Source organism: Barnesiella sp. (assembly GCF_022723415.1).
Lineage (GTDB): Bacteria > Bacteroidota > Bacteroidia > Bacteroidales > Barnesiellaceae > Barnesiella > Barnesiella intestinihominis.
In genome coordinates this window covers 1-19125 of record NZ_JAIJHU010000033.1, presented here as the reverse complement: position 1 = coordinate 19125, position 19125 = coordinate 1, and the positions used below count along the sequence as shown (strand labels likewise).

The following is a 19125-nucleotide window of genomic DNA, read 5'->3' as shown; positions in this document are numbered from 1 at the left end:
TATAATTATAAATCTTCTCCATCGGCATGATTGTATTCATTGTCATAAAACATAGTGATGTAATATTTTCCAGCATGTTCGGTGATCATAAACCAAACGAAATTATTAGTCATAGCAAATATGTTTTGCAGCTCAATATCTAGTTTATTATTGAGATAATTAAGTTGGATTGCAGTTGATATTTCTTCTGTCGGATTGTCCAGCTGTTCTTGCGTATATTTGTCCAGCAGAGATTGTTTCGATTCATTGTATATGGCTATGGTGTCCAATGGGGAAATTTGGTAAAAACCAGCATCATAGCGTTTGTTGTTTACAGTCATTTCATAGGAAAGGTCTTCGTCGTCGGGAATTGTTTGCTCCTTGTCGGTCATGGACTTATATTTTTTGTTATTTTCGAATTGTCGGCAAAGTTCGTTAAAACGGATTTTTATACCTGTTTCATCTTGAGTGATTTTATCAGCCAACATGATTCTCCAAACTTTATTGTTGTTTGTTACGATGTGTACATTGACATCAAATCCATTGAACTCGCCTTCCAAGATATTTTTGTCCCATGTGGAGGGTGTGAATCCTTTGGCTTTAAGTTTTTGTATCATTGCAGTTTTAGTGCCATCGACGGGAATCCCGAGAAATTTGGTTACGTCTTTTTGTGCATATAATGCTGTTGAAAAAACAAACAGCATCACAACGGTCAGTAAATTTTTCATGATTATTTCTTTTAAGAATATGAGTATTTTATAATTTTTTTCGATTGGTTTAAATATGGAAAAGGCGTGTAACCATTCTTCGCTTGCTTTACGTTTGGTTACCGCCAAGTGACCATATTCCACAACAAGCACAGAACAGCTCACGCCTTTGAAGCGTGAACTTTCGATCTGCTTGTTCTCGTGGAATGAATGTTTGGCGGTATTCAACGTAAAGAGAACAAGAGCTGAAAGCTCGATTTTATTTTAAGTGTCCGAACGGGAAACGCTTATCCGGGTGTTTATACATCGGGTTAATTGCATTTATGAGGATTCTATACTGTCGTACACAAATCCCGTTGTTTCGTTCGTGTTTTTTTTATTTGTTTTCTCCTTTCTTCTTTTAGGGTTTATACTCGATTGAATGATTTCAAAAACAGTTTATTAACGACTGTTCAAATACAAAAATAGAAAAAAATGATAAAATAGTATCTGTATCGCTTAATTTTTTTGCAAATACGGTTCGATGTGGATATTGACCTGCGTCCTTTTCCCGAAAGTGGTTTTGAGCGATTCTTCCACTTGTGTGGCGATGTCGTGCGCTTTGACGATAGAAGAATCGGGGTCGACTTTGATGTGCATGTCGATGATGAATGTGTTTCCGTTTTTACGCGTGCGCAGGTGGTGGAATGCGATGACTCCGGGTGTCTGCTGTATTTTCTCGGCAATATTTTGTTCCACTTCTTCGGGGAGGGACATTTCGAGAAGTTCTTGTATGCTGGGGCGAGCGAGCTTATAAGCGACTCCAAAGATAAATATTCCTACGACGAGTGAGGTTATGGGATCGAGCACCCGCCAGCGTTCACCCAGAAACATAGCTCCCGATATGCCTATGAGGGTTCCTATCGAGGAGAAAGCGTCGGAACGGTGATGCCAGCCGTTGGCAATGACAGCCGGACTGTCGATGTTGCGCCCGATTGTGATCGTGTACCAATATAAGCTTTCTTTTACGATGATGGAAACAGCTGCCATAGCGAGTGCCAAATAGGTGGGACGTTCGATAATTTCCCCGTTGAGGACTTCGTATATTTTGATGCTTCCCGAATAAAATATTCCAATGGCGACGACGAAGAGTGCAAAGCTGATGAGCATGGTGGCAAAGGTTTCGAATTTGCCATGTCCGTAAGGGTGGTCGCTGTCTTCGTTTTTCGATGAGATTTTAATGAAGATGATAACGATGAAATCTGTGATAAAATCGGATAAGGAGTGTATGCCGTCTGCAATCATGGCACTACTTCGCCCCCATATGCCGGCTATGATTTTTGCGGCAGACAAGATGAGATTGGTAAAAAATCCCACCCAAGTGACCCGTGCGGCTTTTTTCTCCCGGATTACATTCGAGATGTCGTCTTTTCCGTCCATAATGGTGTAGTGTTGCTGTACAAATGTAAGGCGTTTCGGGGTTATTTCGTATCGTTTGCTCTGTGTCATCGTTTAATTTATAACGGTTCTACTTAGCCTGTTTACTGTCGTAACAGTTCGAGACCATGCGAAAAGAAATGATTGCAAGAGCGTTTTTTGTCGGTGAAACTTTACGATTTGTTTTGAACTACGGGATTGAATTTTTATATTTGACAGAGATTTAATCGTATCTGTATGCACGTCGAATCGTTTCATATACGCAGGCGGGTGATGCCGCCCCATCGGGGCGCGTTGTTGGTGGCGGAGCCATTTTTGGACGAAGGGTGTTTCCGCCGAGCGGTTATTTGTTTGGCCGAATATTCGGAGAAGGGTGCGGTGGGGTTTGTGTTGAATAGCCCGACGAGATATGTTCTGAGTGAATTGTTAGAGGGAGAGAACGATATACCTTCCATTCCGGTTTTTTGTGGAGGGCCGGTAGGAACGGATCATTTGTTTTTCTTGCACGATATAGCGTCATTACCCGGTGCAGTGGAGGTTTCGACGGGCTTGTTCGCTAATGGGGATTTCGATATGCTGCTCGATTTTTTGAGAAGCGACTCTACGGTGCAAAAACATGTGAAGTTTTTGATAGGGTATAGCGGTTGGTCGGCCGGGCAGCTCGACGGGGAATTAAAACAGGAGTCGTGGGCTGTGACGACTATGTCTTCGCCGGGCGATTGTCTTGCGGCCGAAGGTGATGCTTTTTGGAGAGAGATAGTAAAGGGTATGGGGGACGGATATAAGTTGTGGCTAAATTCCCCGCAGGAACCTTCGCTCAATTAGAGTCCTCTGATGAATTAGGCGCTTATTCCCGATTGAATTTTTGAAATATCAGAGCATCGGCATATCCCTGAGGCAACCGTATCCAGTCTTTTAAGCGTGTGCTTTCGTGAAATCCGCATGTCCTGAAAAGCGCTATGCTGGCTGTGTTACAAACGGGAATATGTACATATAATTGATGCAGGTGTAAAAAACGGAAAGCATATTCTACGAATGTTTCGAGGGCATCTCGTCCGAATCCTTGTCGTTTGTGACCGGGATCGATGAGGAGACCTATCGCTGCTTTACGGTTTGTGGTATCGTAGTCGAAACAGTCTATCGCACCGATAACTTGGCGACTCTCTTTTCGCATGATTATGAGCCTTAATTGTTTGTCCCGAGTGATGTCGGCCGTATAGTTTTCGATGTATTGTTTCAACAGATAACGTGAGAAGGGCGATACGGTACTTCCGTATATCCACAGAGACGAATCATTTTCCCAGCGGTAAAGGGCATCGAGGTCTTCGGGTTCTACCGCTCGCAGTTCTATTTGTTTGCCGGTGAGGTAGTTCATGGTTTCGTATAGGTTTGTTGGGGTGAAATGATGATTTCTGAGTCGGGAGTATAGATGAGGAAATGGTTACGGACGTCGCTTTTTGATTGTATGGTTTCTATGATTTCCCGATAGGAAAGTAGTCCCGAATCTAATATGATATGCCGGTCGTCTTGTCGTTCAGATGACGACGGAATTTCATCGGCTGACCATATAGGCGTGTAGTGTTTTATACCCGGAATCAATCGGGCTATGGTTTGCGGGGTGCGGGAGAGAATATACCATTTTCCTTTCTCTTTCTTATCGGTTTTTCCATGCTTATGAAACGGAAAGGAGACGGCTCGGTAAGCAGCGGCTAACGAGGCTCGGAAGAATATAGAGAATTTTACGGCGAGGTAATACCCTTTGCTGTAATGCGGGTAATGCTTTTTGAAAAAAATGAGCATGGCTTCATAAAAGACACGGACGTATCGCAGGCTTCCTTTTTTCGTGCTCTCTCCTTTGTAATGTATAATAGGAGTCGGCAGGAAGTAATTGGTGTATCCTGCAAGGACGAGCCGATAGGAGAGATCGATGTCTTCGCCGTACATGAAAAAACTTTCGTCGAGTAGCCCGCTTTTGTCCAGTGTTTCACGTCTCATGAACATGAATGCACCCGAAAGAATGTCTATGGGGTGGCATTCGTCGGGAGAGAGGTATTTCATGTGATAACGGCCGAAAATGCGGGAATGGGGGAATAATGCCGAGAGCCCGAAAATCTTGCAGAACGATACCCACGGAGTGGGGAATCCTCTTTTGGATTCCGGTAGAAACCGTCCGTCACCATCGAGCATTTTTACCCCGGTTCCTCCGGCTTCGGGGTGAGCTTCCATAAATTGGAAAACTTCGAATAACGTATTTTCGGCTATTACAGTGTCGGGGTTAAGTAACAGAACATATTTCCCGGTGGATTGTTCGATGGCTTGGTTATTGGCTCGTGCGAATCCTACGTTTTCGGTATTGGCGATGAATCGGACTTCGGGAAACCGGGGTATGAGGTAATCGAGCGAGTCATCTTGCGAGTGGTTGTCCACGACAAAGATCTCGACTTCCATCGGGTATGTCTTTAATGCAGCCCGTACCGACCGAAGCGATTGCTCCAAAAAGTATTTTACACGGTAATTGACAATAACGACACTGATTTTTACCACAAGACAGAATCTCTAATATTATAATGTATAACGGCAGTCTAATGAAAATAGTATAATATTATCCTTTGAAACTTTCGCTGAATAACGTGCGGTTGAGAATGGAACGCCCCAATGTGATTTCGTCGGTGTATTCCAGCTCTCCGCCTATGGATACTCCTCTGGCGATGATGGTGATTTTAACATCGAACGGAGCCAACTTCCTGAATATGTAGAAATTGGTCGTGTCGCCTTCCATCGTGGCGCTGAGTGCGAGTATTACCTCTTTTATTCCACCGGAGGCGACTCGGTCTACCAAACTTTCGATTTCGAGGTCGGCCGGACCTATGCCGTCCATCGGGGAGATGACCCCCCCCAATACGTGATAAAGCCCGTGGAATTGGCGAGTGTTCTCGACTACCATCACCTCTTTCACATTCTCGACAACGCACAACGTGGAGGCATCGCGCGAAGGGTCGCCACAAATGGTACAGGTATCCGAGTCGGATATGTTATGGCAAATGTGGCAACGTTTGATTTCTTTGCATAACTTGATAATGGTATTACCGAATTTTTCGGCTTCGCCCTCTTCTTGTCTTAACAAATGCAGAACCAAACGTAAAGCCGTTTTCCTACCGATACCCGGTAGTTTGGCAAATTCGTTTACCGCATTTTCGAGAAGAATAGAAGAATATTGTTGGTCCATAAGGGTTGTTCCTTTTCACGAGTTTGCAAATATAGTAAAAGGTGAGTGCAGAGGCAAACCGAAATCTTATTTCTGACTTGACTATGCCGAACCGCATCCTATATTCGTATCTACAAATATAGGAAATATCTGTTAGTTATTGTTCTGTATGTCATATTTTGAGACAGAGAAAAAACAGCGTTGTCGTCAAATCGGGAAAAATGAGTATTTTTGCATGGATTGTCAAAATTTGAATATAATATATGGAAATAAAAAACGCCCGGTTTGTGATTAGCAGCAGCCATGTGAAGGACTGCCCATCGCACGGATTACCCGAATATGCTTTTATCGGACGTTCCAATGTGGGAAAGTCGTCGTTGATAAATATGTTGACTTGTAAGAAAGGGTTGGCGATGACCTCGTCTACTCCGGGAAAGACGATGCTTATCAATCATTTTTTTGTCGATGATAGTTGGTACTTGGTCGATTTGCCGGGTTATGGATATGCCCGCCGAGACAAAGAGAGTCGAGAGGCATTGCGGGAAATGATAGAGGGGTATGTGCTTTATCGCAAGGAAATGACTTGTCTTTTTGTCCTGCTCGATTGTCGGCACAAACCTCAAAAGATAGACCTCGAATTCATGGAATGGTTGGGTGAAAACAGCGTGCCTTTTGCCATTGTATTTACAAAAACGGATAAGATTGGCCCCATAGTACTGAAAGAGCATATCGAGTATTACAAACAGGTGCTGCATGAATCTTGGGAAGAATTGCCTCCCATTTTCGCTACATCGTCGGAAAAAAAACGGGGGCGTGAAGAGTTGCTCGATTATATCGATCGCGTGAATAAAAGTTTGAAAGAAGCTTAAAATAGGGACATACTTTTTTAAGTATATTTTTTTCGTTGAATCTGTTTTGTAACTTTGCAAGTAATGCAAAATAGACAATATACAGTGCAATCGAATAAATTCGTTTTATTCATGTCGTCTTTTTGTAGTGAAAGTGAGAAATAGGCATAGTTATAAGCGGAGATGTGCAGCCCTTTTTATTTGCTCTCATTGAAGACTTTATAAATTAATGTGAATTGTTCTTGACGTATGTGTGAAAAAGAATCATTTATGAGAGAGGCTATAAAGTTGTCTCTCGATAATATAGATCACGACGGGGGGCCGTTCGGTGCGGTGATTGTGAAAGATGGAAAAATCATAGCGCGGGGGGCAAATCGTGTGACGGCATCGGTCGATCCTACGGCGCATGCAGAAGTAAATGCGATTCGTGAAGCAGCCCGGGTATTGGGGACATTCGATTTGAGCGGATGCGAGATCTATACTTCTTGCGAGCCTTGTCCCATGTGTTTGGGAGCCATTTATTGGGCGCATCTCGACAAAGTGTATTACGGAAATACGAAGGCGGATGCCAAGGAGATAGGATTCGATGACTCGTTTATTTACGACGAATTGGCTTTACCTTTGGAAAAACGCCATTTGAATGTAGTCCCGATGATGCGCGGCGAAGCTATCAAGGCTTTTGAAAAATGGGAAAACAAGAGTGATAAAATAGAATATTAACAACCGAGGGTGCAGGAGCACCTTCTTTTTTGAATGCAAAAATATGGCTAATTGGTTTGAGTGCAGAGTTAAGTACGATAAGATGCTGGAAAACGGCATGCAAAAAAAAGTGACAGAGCCCTATTTGGTGGATGCTTTATCGTTTACCGAAGCGGAAGCTCGTATTATTGAGGAGGTATCTCCGTTTATCTCGGGGGAATTTTCTGTTTCGGCGGTGAAGCGAGCTAATTTCAGCGAGCTTTTTTTCGATGAAACAGGTGATCGGTGGTATAAATGTAAACTCAATTTTATCACTCTCGACGAGAAAAGCGGTATGGAAAAGCGTACGGCATCGTATATGCTTGTGCAAGCCGCAGATTTTGAAACGGCATTGAAAAACTTGGTGGAAGGCATGAAAGGAACAATGGCCGACTGGGTGATTGTTTCTATTACAGAAACTCCGTTGATGGACGTTTATCCGTTTGATCCCGAAAGAAAAACAAAAGAAGAAGATCGTCCGCAAGAATGAGTGATATAGCCCGACATATAGAGCGAATTCGTCAAGAGTTACCTGCTGGAACTCGGTTGGTGGCGGTCTCGAAATTTCATACGGCCGAAACCATAATGGAGGCTTATGAGGCGGGACAGCGTATTTTCGGGGAGAGCCGAGTACAGGAACTTGTTGAAAAATATGAGGTTTTGCCTAAGGATATAGAATGGCATTTTATAGGTCATTTGCAAACCAATAAAGTGAAATATATTGTCCCGTTCATTACTCTTATTCATAGCGTGGATAGCGAAAAGCTCCTTTCGGTTATAGAAAGCGAGGCGGTCAAATGCGGTCGAGTAGTCGATTGCCTTCTTGAAATCCACGTGGCGCAAGAGGATAGTAAATATGGCTTTACGCCTGATTCTTGCCGGGAATTGTTACAAGGCGGTTCCTCGGAGAAATATCCTCATGTAAGGATATGTGGATTGATGGGTATGGCCACCCAGACAGATGATGAGGATTGTATAGAGCGAGAATTCAGTGCTTTGAAAAAATTGTTCGATGAGGTGAAAGGTTCGAGCTCGGTCGATTCTTCGGCATTTTGTGAATTATCGATGGGAATGTCACATGATTATCCGTTGGCTTTACGACATGGCAGTACGTTGGTGCGTATAGGAACGTCTATATTCGGGGAACGTGTTTATTCATGTTTTTGAATGACAATCTGAATGTGAGTTTTGAAAGTTTTTATGCTCAAAAACATGCTGCTATCGTATCTGTTGATGGATAATTAACATTACTTTTGCTCTCAATTTTGTATTTTTTGATGTGCAAAGGGTAAAATATCTATTGTAAAAGAAGTAAAACACACATAAATTCATTAATTAAAATCTTATAAAATGAGTACAGAGCAGAAAAAGAACTATGCACTTCCCATTATAGTGATGTTTGCATTGTTCGCCATGATTTCGTTTGTGACAGGGCTTCAGAATCCGATGGGAGTCATTGTTAAAAGTCAGTTCGGAGCCAGTAACTTTATGTCGCAGTTGGGAAATGCGGCTAACTTTATCGCTTATGCCTTTATGGGAATTCCGGCCGGTATGCTGTTGCAGCGCATTGGTTATAAGAAGACCGCGCTTCTTGCCGTAACCGTCGGGTTTATCGGTGTAGGTATCACTTTCTTGTCGGGTATCGCCGAAAGTTTCGCCGTGTATTTGGTGGGCGCTTTCATTTCCGGTTTTTCCATGTGTATGTTGAATACGGTAGTGAATCCTATGTTGAATACTCTTGCCGGCGGTGGAAACAAAGGAAATCAATTGATTCAATTAGGTGGTTCGTTCAACTCGATTAGTGCGACTATTGTACCGGTGTTGGTAGGTTATTTGATCGGTGATTTGGCTCAGGCTAAAATTTCCAATGCCGACCCTGCCTTGTTCTTGGCAATGGGTATTTTTGCTTTGGCATTTGTCGTTTTATATTTTGTAAATATTCCAGAACCTCATATCGTAAAAACTTCTGCCAAAAAGGAGAAGAGTAAACATAGCGCACTTTCTTTCCGCCATTTTGTGTTGGGAACTGTTGCTATCTTTATATATGTAGGTGTTGAAGTCGGCATTCCTAATTTTGCCAATTTGTTTATGACTTCACCTGAGATAAACATCGATCCAACGATTGCCGGATCGGTTGTAGGGACATATTGGTTCTTGATGATGATCGGTCGTTTGTGCGGGGCCTCTATCGGAGCGAAGGTGTCCAGTCGCGCGATGTTGACGGTTGTATCGACAGTGGGTATCGTGTTGGTATTGGGTGCGATATTCTGTGCAGATAATATATTGGTAAATATGCCTGTATTTAAGTCCGATATTTCATTCGGCTTTGCCCAAGTTCCTGTAAACGTGATGTTGTTGATTCTTTGCGGACTTTGTACTTCTGTGATGTGGGGCGGTATTTTCAACCTTGCAGTAGAAGGGTTGGGCAAATATACAGCAGCAGCTTCTGGTCTGTTTATGGTTATGGTTTGCGGTGGCGGTATATTGCCTTTGATTCAAGGAGGTGTAGCCGATTTCGCCGGATTCTTGAATAGCTATTGGGTAATTGCGTTGGGATTGGCTTATATTTTATTCTATGCTGCCATAGGTAGTAAGAATGTTAATACAGATATTCCGACCGACGATTATGAGGCATAACTATTTATTTAATAGATAAGATTTAGTAAAGAGAGTGAAGATGCTTCTTCACTCTCTTTGTCTTTTTGTGAACTTTTGGCGGTTTTTGTGTTTGTATACTCATGAATTGTATTATTTTTGTAAAAAAATTCCCATGAACGATACGAACTTATTAAACAAATCGGCCGACAATATCAGAGTATTGACGGCGGCGATGGTTGAAAAAGCCAAATCGGGTCACCCCGGAGGTGCTATGGGGGGAGCTGATTTTATCAATGTGTTATATTCCGAGTTTTTAGTGTACGATCCGGCGGATCCGAAATGGATAAATCGTGATCGTTTCTTTTTAGATCCCGGGCACATGTCCCCGATGCTTTATAGTGTATTGGCTATGTCGGGGTTTTATACGATGGACGATTTGAAGTCGTTTCGTCAATGGGGTAGTATAACTCCCGGCCACCCCGAAGTCGATGTAATGCATGGTATTGAGAATACTTCGGGACCTTTGGGTCAGGGACATACGATGGCTGTCGGCGCTGCTATCGCCGAGCGTTTTATGGCTGCTCGTTTCGGCGAATGGTGTGGTCATAAAATTTATGCGTTTATTTCCGATGGCGGTATTCAAGAGGAGATTTCTCAGGGTGCAGGTCGTTTGGCCGGATTCTTGGGATTGCATAATTTGATTATGTTCTATGATAGTAACGACGTACAACTTTCGACTGATACAGATGCGGTAACCGATGAAGATACTGCTGCGAAGTATAGATCGTGGAATTGGAATGTCGTGGAAATAGACGGAACCGATCCAGTAGCTATTCGTGATGCATTGGCGTTGGCTAATCGTGAAACTGAACGTCCGACTCTAATTATAGGGAAAACCATTATGGGACGTGGGTGTGTAACGGTTACGGGAGAGAAATTCGAGGGAAAATATTCTACGCATGGACAGCCTTTGAGTAAGTCGGGTGCATCTTATGAAAAGACCATTGAGAATTTAGGCGGAAATGTGGAAAATCCGTTTGTGATATTCCCTGAAACTTCCGGTCTGTATGCCCGTCGAGCAGAGGAATTGAAAGCGATTGTCGCAGAACGTAAATCGGCGCAAGCTGCGTGGGAGAAAGAAAATCCCGAATTGGCCAGAGAGTTGCACGATTTTTATGCCGGAAAACTTCCTGCGCTTGACTTCTCATCGATAGAGTATAAACCGAATGTCGCTACTCGGACTGCTTCGGCAAACGTTTTGGCATATTTGGCGGAACGGGTGAAAAATATGGTCGTTTCTTCGGCCGATTTGGCAAATTCGGATAAGACAGAGGCTTTTTTGAAGAAGACAGGAGCTTTTGCGAAGGATGATTTCCACGGAGCATTTTTACATGCAGGGGTCGCTGAATTGACTATGGCGGCGATTATGAACGGTATATTGTTGCATGGAGGAATGCAGGCTGCTTGTGGAACATTCTTTGTTTTCTCTGACTATATGAAACCGGCAGTTCGTATGGCGGCTTTGATGGAATTGCCCGTGAAATATGTTTGGACGCACGATGCTTTCAGGGTGGGAGAAGATGGACCTACTCACGAGCCGGTAGAGCAGGAAGCTCAAATACGGTTGATGGAGCAGTTGAAGAATCATAGCGGCAAAAATAGTGTGTTGGTTCTGAGGCCGGCCGATAGCGCCGAAACTCTTGTTTCTTGGAAATTGGCTATGGAGAATAAGGATACACCGACGGCATTGATTCTTTCCCGTCAAGATGTCCCCGATTTACCGTCGGCTTCGGGCAGTCGTTATAACGATGCATTACAAGCAGAGAAAGGCGCTTATATATTGATGAAAGACGAGACTCCCGATGTTGTGTTGGTGGCCAATGGATCGGAGGTCTCTACCTTAGTCGGCGCCGTAAATATATTGCATGATAAGGGGGTACGGGTACAGATCGTCTCGGCTCCTTCGATAGGTCTATTTTTGGAGCAGCCTTTATCGTATAGAAACGCGGTAATACCTCCCGGGTTGCCGGTGTTTGGGTTGACGGCCGGTTTGCCTTCGACTCTGTTCCCGTTGGTGGGCAGTGAGGGCAAAGTGTATGGATTGGACCATTTCGGTTATTCTGCGCCATATAAGGTTCTTGATGAAAAATTGGGATTTACCTCGGATAATATCGCTCGGGAAATTATTGAATTTGTAGAGAAATAAGTATTTAGAGAAATTTAAGCAAAGTCGTTTTTCTTTTTTTATAGAAGAACGACTTTGTTGTAAATTTAAATAAAATTTGTTTGTCGAATAAAATAAATCAATTATCTTTATCCCCAAATTCAATTGGGTCTATAAAATGATTGATTTTCATATCTTTTATATGCTGGTCGATCGAATGTTAAACATATATTAATTAAAAATAATAGTAGTATGAAGAAGACTGTATCTGCAATTTTGCTTACAGGTGTTTTTGCAGCAATGCCGGCAATGGTTGCAGCAGCTTCCCAAGAGGAGGCTAAGACAGAACCTTCCAAAGAAATTGTCTTGAATAAGTTTAAAGACAATTGGATGATTTCACTTGAAGGCGGGGTTGATTTTAGTTTAGGGAGATTTGATAGCCATGCCGATTTTGGTAAGCGTATTGCTCCTGTGTTTGGTCTTAATGTCGAGAAATGGTTTTCTCCTGTTATCGGGTTGCGTTTGGGCGCTGATTATTATGGAATGAAAGGAGCTGCTTTATGGGGTAATGGCATGAGTGGCGAGATGCTCGACAATACTTATTACAAACAATCGTATGCTCTAATAACGCCGGCTCTTGATGTGATGGGCGATTTGGCAAGTTTGTTCTGTGGATATCGCGAGCGCGTTTATTCTCCTATTTTATATGTCGGTATGGGAATTCCTGTTGCAGTTTCCGGTGATGGGGATATTGCCGATTGTGTCAATATGGGTATGAGAGGCGGTTTGTTAAACCGTTTCCGTTTAAGCGATGCTTGGGCTATCAATTTGGATCTCCGTTTCGATGTGTTTGAAGAGACTGTTGCCGGGGAAGGAAATCATGCTAAGACTCTTTCTGCTTTGGTGGGTGTAACCTATAAGTTCAAAGGTCGTGGTTGGAATGCTCCGGTTGTGCCTGTTGTAGCTCCGGTTGTGGGTAAATACAGCGATGCGGAAGGAGATGCTCTTGTCGCTCAATTGCGCGATGCCAATCGAAAAATAGCAGACCTCGAACAACAATTGGCCGAATGTAAGAATCGTCCGGCAGAAAAGATCGTTGAGGAACAAGCTCCTGTGGTTACCGTTTATTATAATATAAATAGTTCGGAACTGCAAGGGAAAGACAGAGTAGTGTTGAAAGCTGTTGCAAAGGCTATTAAAGCTAACAAGGATACGAAGTATGTGATTACCGGTTATGCCGATAGCGAAACAGGTACGGCAGCCTTCAATGCTAAGTTGCGCAAAGCTCGTGCCGAAAGAGTCTATGATGCCTTAGTATCTTATGGCGTTAGCCCCGATCAGTTGGAACAAAAGACCAGCGATGCGAAACTCGATCGTTTCGGTTCTTATATTCTCGATCGTGCAGCAACGATTTCTCCTGCGAAGTGATAACTAAACGAATAAATAGATTAAGAGAGATTATCGAGGTTCGGTAATCTCTCTTGTGTTATATAGGTATTTCTAATGAAATATTATTGTGTTTGTTTATTATAGGAGCTTATGAATGGGGAAGATGCTTCTTTGAAATAATGTTAAAATAAAAAGTAATAAACACTATCATATTATAAATTGCAAAGTCGGCTTGCCAAAATAGTGGTGTTTTATTATCTTTGTAGCCTGTTTAAGAGAGAAGCCGTGGAATCGTTTTATAGAACACACAAGTATCTCGTCGAGCATGTAGAGTCTCCGGTGAAACGGGACTTAATGTATCAAATCGACAAAAACAGCCGTTTGGTAGGTATAAAGGGTAGCCGAGGGGTAGGAAAAACCACATTTTTGCTGCAATATGCCAAAGAAAATTACGGCTTAGACCGGTCGTGCTTATATATAAATCTCAATAATTTATATTTTACAGAGCATACTCTGAGAGATTTTGCAGAACGTTTTTATGGACAAGGGGGACGGGTATTACTGATAGATCAGGTATTTAAGTATCCGGGTTGGTCGGAGGAATTGAAATATTGTTATGATCATTTGCCCGAATTGAAAATAATTTTTTCCGGTTCGTCGGTTATGCGATTAAAAGAGGAGAATCCGGTATTGGCCGGATTGGTCGATTCTTATAATCTGCGAGGGTTTTCATTTCGGGAATATTTGAATTTGATGGCTTCGACTCATTTCCCTTCATATTCACTTAGCGATATTATAACTAATCATAGGGCTATCGCTCAGGAAATTTGTGCGCAAGTAAATCCATTAGATTATTTTCCGGGGTATTTGCATCATGGATATTATCCGTTCTTTTTGGATAAATCGAATTTCTCGGAAAATCTGGTTAAAAATATCAATATGATTATGGAGGTGGATATTCTGTTGATTAAGCAAATAGAATTGTCCTATCTCCCGAAGGTTCGTCGTTTAATGTATTTGTTGTCGGTTCATTCGCCGGCTCCCACTAACGTGAGTCAGTTAAGCAAGGATATTCAAATTTCAAGAGCGACGGTTATGAATTATATTAAAAGTTTGAAAGATGCGAGGCTTATTAATATGCTTTATCGGGTAGGGGAGGAATTCCCTAAAAAACCGGCTATGGTGTATATGCATAATACGAATATTATATATTCCAATCGGTCGGTTCAGGCAGATCCTCAATCGATTCGCGAAACCTTTTTTTATAATACGTTGCACAAGGATCATCGTTTGAATATGGGTAGTAAAAACGCTCAGTTTTTGGTGAACCGAGAACTTTTGTTCAGAATACAAGGGAGTGTGCCCCGCAGTCGTATCAACCCTCATTTTTATTATGCGGTAGACGATTTGAAAATAGGTAGTGAAAACTTAATACCTTTATGGTTGTTTGGGTTTGTGTATTGATTTAGAGATGAAAAAAAACAATATTAATTACTTAATAACAAGAAAAGATGAGTAAACAGAAAAAATTTTTAACTTGCGATGGTAATCAGGCCGCAGCGCATATCTCGTATATGTTTTCTGAGGTTGCAGCCATCTATCCCATCACTCCGTCATCTACTATGGCTGAGTATGTAGATGAGTGGGCTGCTGCCGGGCGTAAGAATATTTTCGGGGAAACCGTCCTCGTACAAGAAATGCAATCTGAGGGTGGAGCTGCCGGAGCAGTTCATGGTTCTTTGCAGGCTGGTGCATTAACGACTACTTATACAGCGTCTCAGGGACTTCTGTTGATGATCCCCAACATGTATAAGATTGCCGGTGAATTGTTGCCTTGCGTGTTCCATGTATCGGCACGTACGTTGGCTTCTCATTCGCTATCCATCTTCGGCGATCATCAAGATGTGATGTCGACTCGACAAACGGGATTTGCCATGTTGGCCGAAGGGTCTGTGCAAGAGGTAATGGATTTGGCCGGTGTAGCTCATTTATCTACGATTCGGTCGAGAGTGCCTTTTGTAAATTTCTTCGATGGATTCCGTACATCGCACGAAATACAGAAAATAGAGGCTCTTGAAAATGAGGATTTAGCTCCGCTTATCGATCAGAAGGCTTTGGCCGAGTTCCGTGCACGAGCATTGAATCCCGAGGCTCCGGTTATGCGGGGTATGGCCGAGAATCCCGATACCTTCTTTCAACATCGTGAGGCTTCCAATAAATTTTATGAAGCCGTTCCTGCTATCGTAGAAGATTATATGCAGGAAATCAATAAGATTACTGGTCGTGATTATCATTTGTTCAACTATTATGGAGCCGAGGATGCCGATCGTGTAATTATAGCGATGGGGTCGGTAACCGAAGCTGCTCGTGAGGCAATCGACTATTTGATGGCAAAAGGCGAGAAAGTAGGTTTGGTCGCTGTTCATTTATATCGTCCTTTCTCGGCAGAACATTTCTTGTCTGCCCTGCCTAAGACGGTTAAACGTGTGGCTGTGCTCGATCGTACCAAAGAACCGGGCGCTAATGGCGAACCTTTGTATCTCGATGTTAAAGATGTATTTTATGGTAAAGCCGATGCGCCGCTTATCGTTGGCGGTCGTTATGGTTTGGCTTCGAAAGATACGACTCCGACACAGATTTTGTCGGTATATGAAAACTTGTCTTTGCCTGAGCCCAAGAACCACTTTACTATCGGTATTGTCGATGATGTCACTTTCACGTCTCTTCCTCCGAAAGAAGAATTGGCATTGGGCGGCGAAGGTATCTTCGAAGCTAAATTTTATGGTTTGGGAGCCGATGGTACGGTAGGTGCTAACAAGAACTCTGTAAAGATTATCGGTGACAATACCGATAAATATTGTCAGGCCTATTTCTCCTACGATTCGAAAAAGTCGGGAGGTTTCACCTGTTCTCACTTGCGTTTCGGCGATACGCCTATTCGCTCTACATATTTGGTGAATACGCCCAATTTCGTGGCTTGTCATGTTCAAGCCTATTTGCACATGTACGATGTGTTGCGCGGAATTCGTCAGAACGGTACGTTCCTGTTGAATACGATTTGGACCGCCGAAGAGCTGGTTAAGCATTTGCCCAATAACGTAAAACGTACATTGGCACAGAAAAATATTTCGTTCTATACGATCAATGCCACGAAGATTGCTCAGGAAATAGGTTTGGGCAATCGTACGAATACGATACTTCAATCGGCGTTTTTCCGCATAACAGAGGTGATTCCCGTGGATTTGGCTATCGAGCAGATGAAGAAATTCATCGTGAAGTCCTACGGTAAAAAAGGCGAAGATGTCGTTAACAAGAACTATGCTGCCGTAGATCGTGGAGGTGAATATGAGAAGGTGACGGTAGATGCTGCATGGGCAAATCTACCCGATGACGAAAAGGCAGAAAGCAAAGCTCCCGAATTTGTAGAAAATGTTGTGAAGGTTATCAATGCACAAGCCGGCGATGACCTACCTGTTTCTGCATTCTCTGGAATCGAAGACGGAACTTGGCCTGCCGGAACCGCTAAATATGAAAAACGTGGTGTTTCTGCTTTCGTCCCTGTTTGGAACAGTGAAAACTGTATACAATGTAACAAGTGTGCTTACGTTTGTCCTCATGCTTCTATCCGTCCGTTCGTCCTCGATGAAGCCGAATTGGCTGCTTCTCCTTACAAGGCTGGCGAGACTCTCGAAATGAAAGTCCCTGCTGCCATGAAGGGTATGCACTTCCGTATGCAGGTCGATGTTCTCGACTGTTTGGGCTGTGGCAATTGCGTAGATGTTTGTCCGGGCAATAAGAACGGTAAGGCTCTGTCTATGTCCGATTTGGAAAGCCAGTTGGGCGAGGCTCCCCGTTGGGATTATTGTGCCGAGAATGTGAAGAGCAAGCAACACTTGGTAGATATTAAATCGAACGTGAAAAATTCGCAGTTCGCTACTCCGTTGTTCGAGTTCTCGGGGGCATGTTCGGGTTGCGGTGAAACTCCCTATGTAAAATTGATTTCTCAGCTTTTCGGCGACCGGGAAATGGTATCTAACGCTACGGGCTGTTCTTCGATCTATTCGGGTTCGATACCTTCTACTCCTTACACAACGAACGATAAAGGTAAGGGTGTCGCTTGGGCCAATTCGTTGTTCGAAGATTTCTGTGAGTTCGGTTTGGGTATGACGTTGGCCGTTGAAAAAATGCGCGAGCGTTTGGTGAAATTGATGAATCGAGCCATCGAGGGCGATAGCTGTCCGGCAGAGACCAAAGAACTGTTCGCAGCGTGGATTGCCGATAAAGACAATACCGAACGTTCTATCGAGCTCGAAGCTCAAATTACACCTATCGTGAAAGCCAATGCCGATAAGTGTGAAATATGTAAAGAGATAGCTTCATTGAGTCAGTATCTTATCAAAAAATCACAGTGGATTATCGGTGGTGACGGTGCTTCGTACGATATCGGCTTCGGTGGTCTCGACCATGTTTTGGCATCGGGCAAAAATGTGAATATCCTCGTTTTGGATACCGAAGTATATTCGAATACCGGTGGTCAGGCTTCGAAAGCTACTCCGGTGGGAGCTATCGCTAAGTTTGCCGCAGCGGGTAAACGGGTTCGTAAGAAAGACCTCGGTCTTATCGCTTCGACCTATGGATATGTATATTGTGCACAGGTGGCTATGGGAGCCGATCAAGCTCAGACCTTGAAAGCTATCCGAGAGGCAGAAGCCTATGATGGTCCTTCTATCATCATTGCTTATGCACCCTGTATCAACCACGGTTTGAAGGCTGGTATGGGTAAGGCTCAGGCCGAGGAAGCTGCTGCCGTAGCATGCGGATACTGGCACTTGTGGCGTTACAATCCCGAATTGGAAGCCGAAGGCAAGAATCCGTTCACATTGGACAGCAAGGAACCGCAATGGGAAAAATTCCAAGATTTCCTGAAAGGAGAGGTTCGTTTCGCTTCTGTCATGAAACAATATCCTTCGGAGGCTGCGGAATTGTTCAAAGCTGCCGAGGACAATGCTAAGTGGCGTTACAATAACTATCGTCGTTTGGCAAAACAACAATGGGGTGTTGAACAGGAAGATTAAAATTCAGTCTTTCACATAATCGAAAAAGGGGCTTGCCGTGTGCGAGCCTCTTTTTTTATGCAACAAGCTATTCAACCTTCTCCCCCCTATCCCTCCTGCCTGTCTTTTTTAACCCCTCCGTCCTTCGGACACCTCCCCTATATGGCTAACGCCACACAGAGGAGGAGTGTGACACATTTCATACTTTTGTTACAGTTCGGCGAACTTTTATGTAACAAGTTATTCAACTTCCTCCCCTATAATTGCATAGTAAAGCACCCCGTAAGGCTACGGGACACGGCAGGGAGGAGGTTTAAATCCCTATTGAGTCGTTATTGGGCATTGCCGGATAACGATATAAAAAACGGAGCAGTAAAGCTGCTCCGTGGAATAAAATGGGATAGGGGATATGCTAAAAGTCGTCTTTGCTTGTGCCGAGTAACATATCTTTTAATCGGGACCGGTCTAAAATGATGATTTCTTTTGCATTGTAATCGATGATACCGTCTTCTTTCAATTCATCGAGGGTAGACAGGAATACCGACCGTTGCACACCGAAGAAAGCGTATAAATCTTTTTGTTTGCAGATGATGCGTATGTCGACCGATTTTTGTTGCGTGAGACTCAACACCCAAAATGCCAGTCGTTCTTTGAGGTCGTTGGACGAAAGAGCCGTAAAACTTTCGAGTGCCTTTTGCGATCTGCGAGAGAGTATGTTCAACAAATTGATGAGGAAGATAGGTTCTTCTTGTAACATTTGTATAACCGAGGATTTTTCTATTTGCATGATTCCTACGGTTCCTACGGCATAAAGATTGGCCGGGAAATAGGTGTCGCGGCCGAATAGATGGTCGGGAGCTATTACATTAGGAGCTTGTATCAGCTCTGTAATTCTCATTTTCTCGTTTTGTGTAATCAGTTCGGAGCGAATTTCTCCCGAGATGAGAAATTTCAAATGATTGCATTCTTCCCCGCTCGTGACGATTTTTTCTCCGTCGGGATATTTGAGAAAATGAAATTTCATTTT

At 43.3% G+C, this 19125-nt stretch carries 16 protein-coding genes; 10 read left to right on the top strand and 6 right to left on the bottom strand.

The window, feature by feature from the left end; translation table 11 throughout:
* Positions 1-5: 5 nt before the first annotated feature.
* Positions 6-707, bottom strand: coding sequence for a hypothetical protein (locus QVD32_RS08025; protein WP_021891919.1), 702 nt, complete (start codon positions 705-707; stop codon positions 6-8).
* A 477-nt stretch (positions 708-1184) separates the two neighbouring features.
* Complete coding sequence (locus QVD32_RS08020; RefSeq protein WP_118687476.1) at positions 1185-2105, bottom strand: cation diffusion facilitator family transporter; 921 nt, start codon at positions 2103-2105, stop codon at positions 1185-1187.
* Between the two features lie 234 nt (positions 2106-2339).
* On the opposite strand from QVD32_RS08020, the gene QVD32_RS08015 reads away from it, so the two are divergent.
* A complete protein-coding gene (locus QVD32_RS08015; RefSeq protein WP_021891917.1) occupies positions 2340-2927 on the top strand; it encodes a YqgE/AlgH family protein in 588 nt (195 codons plus the stop codon).
* A 22-nt stretch (positions 2928-2949) separates the two neighbouring features.
* Here the strand turns inward: QVD32_RS08015 and QVD32_RS08010 are convergent, their stop codons facing one another.
* The 3 genes from QVD32_RS08010 to recR are packed head-to-tail and all read right to left on the bottom strand — an operon-like array spanning position 2950 to position 5328.
* On the bottom strand, positions 2950-3477 hold the full coding sequence (locus QVD32_RS08010; RefSeq protein WP_021891916.1) for a GNAT family N-acetyltransferase: 528 nt from the start codon (positions 3475-3477) through the stop codon (positions 2950-2952).
* Positions 3474-4646 (bottom strand): glycosyltransferase family 2 protein, encoded by a 1173-nt coding sequence (locus QVD32_RS08005; RefSeq protein WP_118687461.1) that lies wholly within the window; start codon positions 4644-4646, stop codon positions 3474-3476. Before QVD32_RS08005 ends, QVD32_RS08010 begins: the two co-directional genes overlap by 4 nt.
* Positions 4647-4704: 58 nt before the next feature.
* Entirely contained in the window at positions 4705-5328 is a 624-nt protein-coding gene (gene recR, locus QVD32_RS08000) for a recombination mediator RecR (protein WP_008861140.1), read from the bottom strand.
* 242 nt (positions 5329-5570) lie between these two features.
* On the opposite strand from recR, the gene yihA reads away from it, so the two are divergent.
* The 9 genes from yihA (at position 5571) to nifJ (ending at position 18119) form a co-directional block, all read left to right on the top strand.
* Positions 5571-6176: a ribosome biogenesis GTP-binding protein YihA/YsxC gene (gene yihA / locus QVD32_RS07995; RefSeq protein ID WP_021891914.1), complete on the top strand. Its 606-nt coding sequence runs from the start codon at positions 5571-5573 to the stop codon at positions 6174-6176.
* A gap of 228 nt (positions 6177-6404) precedes the next feature.
* Positions 6405-6875 carry a nucleoside deaminase gene (locus QVD32_RS07990; protein WP_195242106.1) on the top strand — a complete coding sequence of 157 codons (471 nt, stop codon included), beginning with the start codon at positions 6405-6407 and terminating at the stop codon, positions 6873-6875.
* Between the two features lie 43 nt (positions 6876-6918).
* Positions 6919-7383: a DUF4494 domain-containing protein gene (locus QVD32_RS07985; protein ID WP_040295839.1), complete on the top strand. Its 465-nt coding sequence runs from the start codon at positions 6919-6921 to the stop codon at positions 7381-7383.
* Positions 7380-8060 (top strand): YggS family pyridoxal phosphate-dependent enzyme, encoded by a 681-nt coding sequence (locus tag QVD32_RS07980; protein WP_021891912.1) that lies wholly within the window; start codon positions 7380-7382, stop codon positions 8058-8060. The genes QVD32_RS07985 and QVD32_RS07980 overlap by 4 nt, the downstream gene beginning before the upstream one ends.
* A gap of 183 nt (positions 8061-8243) precedes the next feature.
* On the top strand, positions 8244-9530 hold the full coding sequence (locus QVD32_RS07975) for an MFS transporter (protein ID WP_021891911.1): 1287 nt from the start codon (positions 8244-8246) through the stop codon (positions 9528-9530).
* A gap of 133 nt (positions 9531-9663) precedes the next feature.
* Complete coding sequence (locus QVD32_RS07970; protein WP_118687477.1) at positions 9664-11697, top strand: transketolase family protein; 2034 nt, start codon at positions 9664-9666, stop codon at positions 11695-11697.
* Positions 11698-11907: 210 nt separating this feature from the next.
* Positions 11908-13083 (top strand): OmpA family protein, encoded by a 1176-nt coding sequence (locus QVD32_RS07965; protein WP_021891909.1) that lies wholly within the window; start codon positions 11908-11910, stop codon positions 13081-13083.
* A 246-nt stretch (positions 13084-13329) separates the two neighbouring features.
* The gene (locus QVD32_RS07960; protein WP_021891908.1) at positions 13330-14508 is read left to right on the top strand and encodes an ATP-binding protein; all 1179 of its coding nucleotides are present in this window, start codon (positions 13330-13332) and stop codon (positions 14506-14508) included.
* A gap of 47 nt (positions 14509-14555) precedes the next feature.
* Positions 14556-18119 carry a pyruvate:ferredoxin (flavodoxin) oxidoreductase gene (gene nifJ / locus QVD32_RS07955; RefSeq protein WP_008861131.1) on the top strand — a complete coding sequence of 1188 codons (3564 nt, stop codon included), beginning with the start codon at positions 14556-14558 and terminating at the stop codon, positions 18117-18119.
* A 391-nt stretch (positions 18120-18510) separates the two neighbouring features.
* On the opposite strand, the gene QVD32_RS07950 is transcribed toward nifJ, so the two are convergent.
* Positions 18511-19125, bottom strand: a 615-nt coding sequence (locus QVD32_RS07950) for a Crp/Fnr family transcriptional regulator (protein ID WP_287710195.1), incomplete at its 5' end; no start/stop codon positions are given.